Below are 4,587 nucleotides of genomic sequence, written 5' to 3' on the forward strand. Positions count from 1 at the left end.
CTGAGCTGACCAGCCCGCCCGGGGAATTCAAGACTTGGGGGGCGCGTACAGAACGAACGTTCTGTGAGCTACCGTTGTTACACGAACAGAATGAGCGTTCTGTCACGTCAGGCTCATGAGGGACGATATGAACAGCACACTGTCTTTGGGACTCGACATAGGTTCGACCACGGTGAAGGCGGTCGTGGCGAACGGCGAGCAGATCCTGTTCAGCGACTACCGACGACACAATGCCGATGTGCGCGGCGAACTCGCCAATCTGCTGCGCGATATCGAGGAGCAGTTCCCCACCGACACCTTGTGCGTCGCGATGACCGGCTCGGGCGGCCTGGGTGTCGCCAAGGCGATGGGTGTGCAGTTCGTTCAGGAGGTCATCGCCTCCACCGCCGCCATCGAGCGACTGAATCCCGAAGTCGATGTGATGATCGAGCTCGGCGGTGAGGACGCGAAGATCACCTACCTGCATCCGGCTCCCGAGCAGCGCATGAACGGCACCTGCGCGGGCGGCACCGGTGCGTTCATCGACCAGATGGCCACGCTGCTCAAGGTGGACGCCACGGGCCTGAACGAGCTGGCATCCCAATACACAGATCTCTATCCGATCGCATCGCGGTGCGGTGTCTTCGCCAAGACCGACGTGCAACCGCTGCTCAACCAGGGCGCTGCGCACTCAGATATCGCGGCTTCTGTCTTCCAGGCCGTCGCCACCCAGACGGTGGCGGGGCTGGCTGCCGGACGTCCGATCCGGGGCAAGGTCATCTTCCTCGGTGGTCCGTTGCACTTCTTGTCCGAGCTACGGGCGGCTTTCGTCCGTGCGCTGAAATCCAATGTGGACGAGTTCGTGAACCCCGGCAACGGCCAGCTCTATGTCGCCCTCGGTGCGGCGTTCAGCGCTCACGGCCCGGCGTTGAGTCTCTCGCATCTGGCGAACGAGCTTGCCAACGCGAACCAGATCACGATGACCACCCACACCATGCGTCCGCTCTTCCTGAACGAGCAGGAGCGCCGGGAGTTCGACGAACGGCACGCCGAGGCCAATATCCCCGAGGGCAGCGTGGATGGCGTCACCGGGCCTCTCTGGCTGGGTATCGATGCCGGTTCGACGACCATCAAATCGGTCGTGCTGGACGCCGAGGGCACGATCGTCCATTCGACCTACGACTCCAACCAGGGCGATCCGGTCAAGGCTGCGGTGAAGATCGCCAAAGCTGTCATCGGCGCGCTGCCCGAGGGCGCATTCATCGGGCGCGCCTGCGTCACCGGCTACGGCGAAGACCTTGTCAAGACCGCATTGCACGCCGACGAGGGCGAGATCGAGACGATGGCGCACTATCGCGCGGCGTCCGATGTCTGCCCGGGAGTGACCAGCCTGCTCGACATCGGCGGGCAGGATATGAAGTTCATCAAGATCCGCAACGACGCGGTCGACTCGATCTCGGTCAACGAGGCATGCTCGGCGGGCTGCGGCTCGTTCTTGCAGACCTTTGCCGAGACCATGAACACCGACGTGCGCAACTTCGCGAAGGTCGGCCTGGCGTCCACCGCTCCGGTCGATCTGGGCAGCCGCTGCACAGTCTTCATGAATTCCTCGGTCAAGCAGGCCCAGAAAGAGGGCGCCAGTATTGGCGATATCTCCGCGGGGCTGAGCTACTCGGTCGTCCGTAACGCGCTCTACAAGGTGATGAAACTGCGCGATGCCGGTGACCTCGGCGACAAGGTCGTGGTGCAGGGCGGCACGTTCCTCAACGATGCAGTGCTGCGCGCATTCGAATTGCAGACCGGCATCGAGGTTGTACGTCCCAATATCTCGGGTCTGATGGGCGCCTACGGGGCCGCGCTGACGGCCAAGATGCACTACGAGCCAGGTGCGGTCTCCGCGATGATGGAGCGCAACCTGGATGGCTTCACTGTCACCAGCTCGCAGCGCACCTGCCAGCTCTGCCAGAACCACTGCAAGCTGACCATCACGAACTTCGACGACGGTGCCCGGCTTGTCTCCGGCAACCGCTGCGAGCGCGGGGCATCACTGGAGGCGAAGCCGAAGAAGTCGGAGATCCCGAACCTCTACGACTATAAGTACAAGCGGATTTTCGGCTACCGCCGGTTGACCGACGCGAAGGCCACCCGCGGTGAGATCGGCATCCCGCGGGCGTTGGGCATCTATGAGGACTATCCGCTTTGGTTCACCATCCTCACCGAGCTGGGTTTCAAGGTCGTCATCTCGGGACGCAGCTCCCACGAGCTGTTCGCCGCCGGTATGGAGTCAATCCCTTCGGAGAATGTCTGCTATCCGGCGAAGATTGCCCACGGCCATATCGAATGGCTGCTCGACAAGGGCATCAAGACGATCTTCCTGCCGTGCGTGAACTATGAGCGCAAGCAGTTCGAAGACGCCGACAACAACTTCAACTGTCCGATTGTGGCCTTCTACCCGCAGGTGCTTGAGAAGAACGTCGAGCGGCTACGCGACCCCGACGTCAACTTCCTCGACCCGTTCATCAACCTGAACAATCCGGACAAGCTGGCCGAACGCCTCGTCGAGATCTTCGCCGACTGGGATGTCGGTCTTGCCGAGGCCAAGGGCGCGGTGGCGGCCGGCTACGCCGAACTCGATCAGGTGCACGCCGACATCAAGGCCGAGGGTGATAGGGCCCTGCAATACATGCGTGAGAAGGGCATTCGCGGTATTGTGCTGGCCGGTCGTCCGTATCACATCGATCCGGAGATCAACCACGGCGTGCCCGAGATGATCGCCACGCTGGGCATGGCGGTGCTCAGCGAGGACGCGCTGACCAACGGGATGGCCAAGACCAGCTTGGATCAGCCGCTTCGGGTGCGCGACCAGTGGACCTATCACACCCGTCTCTACGAGGCTGCCTCGCAGGTGGGACGCGAGCCCGATCTCAACATCGTGCAGCTCAACAGCTTTGGCTGCGGCGTGGACGCCATCACCACCGACCAGGTTCAGGAGATCTTGGAGCGGGTCGGCGACGTCTACACCGTGCTGAAAATCGACGAGGTCTCGAATCTGGGTGCCGCGAAGATTCGGCTGCGTTCGCTGCAAGCAGCGACCAAGGAGCGCCCGGCGTTCGATCCGAGCACCGAAATCGATACCACCGGCCCGAACCCGGTCTATGGTCTGGCCGAGCGCGATAGCCACACGGTCTACGTGCCGCAGATGGCGCCGATCCACTTCCGGATGCTGGAGCCGATCCTGCGTCGGTCGGGCATCAAGGCGGAGGTTCTTGAGCATGCCTCCACTGAGGATGTCGAGTGTGGGCTGCGCCATGTCAACAACGATGCTTGTTATCCCGCGATCATGGTGATCGGCCAGTTGATCAATAAGTTTGTCGAGGGTGGGGCGGACCCCGACAACTCGACGGTGGCGATCACCCAGACCGGCGGCATGTGCCGCGCCACGAACTACGTCGGTCTGCTGCGCAAGGGTCTGAAGGACGCCGGTTACCCGCAGGTGCCGGTGCTCGCGGTGAGTGCTCAGGGGTTGGAGAACAATCCTGGCTTCAAGGTGGGCGCGGGCATGGCGCATCGAGGCATCGAGGCGCTGGTGCTCGGCGACCTGCTGCAGAACGTGCTGCTGCGGGTGCGTCCTTACGAGCGTGACGAGGGCTCGGCGATGGCGCTCTACCATCGCTGGGATGCCGCTACCCGAGAGTTTTTCGACAATGGCGGTTGGTCGCCGACGCTGAACCGGCGTGTCGGTTTCACTTGGATGATCAACAACATCGTCAAGGAGTTCGACGAGTTGCCACTGCTCGACATTCCGCGCAAGCCCCGGGTCGGAGTGGTCGGTGAGATCTTGGTGAAGTTCCAGCCGGACGCCAACAACGACGCCGTGCGGGTGATCGAAGAAGAGGGCTGTGAGGCGGTGCTTCCCGGTCTGACGGCGTTCTTCTTGCAGGGCATGTACACCACCGACTATAAGTACGACACCTTCGGCATGGGCACCAAGAAGGGGCGCATGGGCACAAAGGCCGGCATCTGGGCGATTGAGCAGTACGAGAAGCCGATGCGCAAGGCGCTGGCCGCGACCGGCGGCAAGTTCGATGTGCCGGAGACGATCGACAAGCTGGCCGAGAAGGCGCAGACGGTCATTTCGCTTGGTACCCAGGCGGGTGAGGGCTGGTTGCTGGTCGGCGAGATGATCGAGTTGATCGAGCACGGCGCCCCGAACATCATCTGCGCGCAGCCGTTCGCCTGTCTGCCGAACCACGTGGTCGGACGCGGTATCTTCGGCGAGCTGCGGCGCCAGTACCCGGCTGCGAATGTCGTCTCGATCGACTACGATCCGGGTGCCTCTGAGGTCAATCAGCTGAACCGCATCAAGTTGATGGTCGCCACTGCGCACAAGAACGCGGGCACGCTGACGACGTGGACCGATGCCGATTCGGAGTTCGAGCCGACCGAGCGTGAGATCAAGATGGCGCAGAAGCTGGTCGGTGCGGGTGCCTCGGGCGGTTCAGGTGGCGGACCGATCCGGTTGGGTATCACTCCCGTCTTGCGCTAGCCGCACTGGGCACGGTGATTCGGATGGCTCCGTTGGCGGTTACCCGGTACTGGTAGCCGTGC

At 62.7% G+C, this 4,587-nt stretch carries 1 protein-coding gene; it reads left to right on the forward strand.

Features of this window, described 5'->3' with window-relative positions; genetic code table 11:
* The first annotated feature begins 127 nt into the window (after positions 1 to 127).
* The gene (locus AAFP05_RS09970) at positions 128 to 4,525 is read left to right on the forward strand and encodes an acyl-CoA dehydratase activase-related protein (protein ID WP_341729713.1); all 4,398 of its coding nucleotides are present in this window, start codon (positions 128 to 130) and stop codon (positions 4,523 to 4,525) included.
* Positions 4,526 to 4,587: the final 62 nt, after the last annotated feature.

It is taken from the genome of Brooklawnia sp. (assembly GCF_032229645.1).
GTDB lineage: Bacteria > Actinomycetota > Actinomycetes > Propionibacteriales > Propionibacteriaceae > Brooklawnia.

Coding starts and splice junctions, on each gene's coding strand:
- AAFP05_RS09970 (WP_341729713.1), top strand. CDS start 128: ATGAACAGCACACTGTCTTTGGGACTCGACATAGGTTCGACCACGGTG.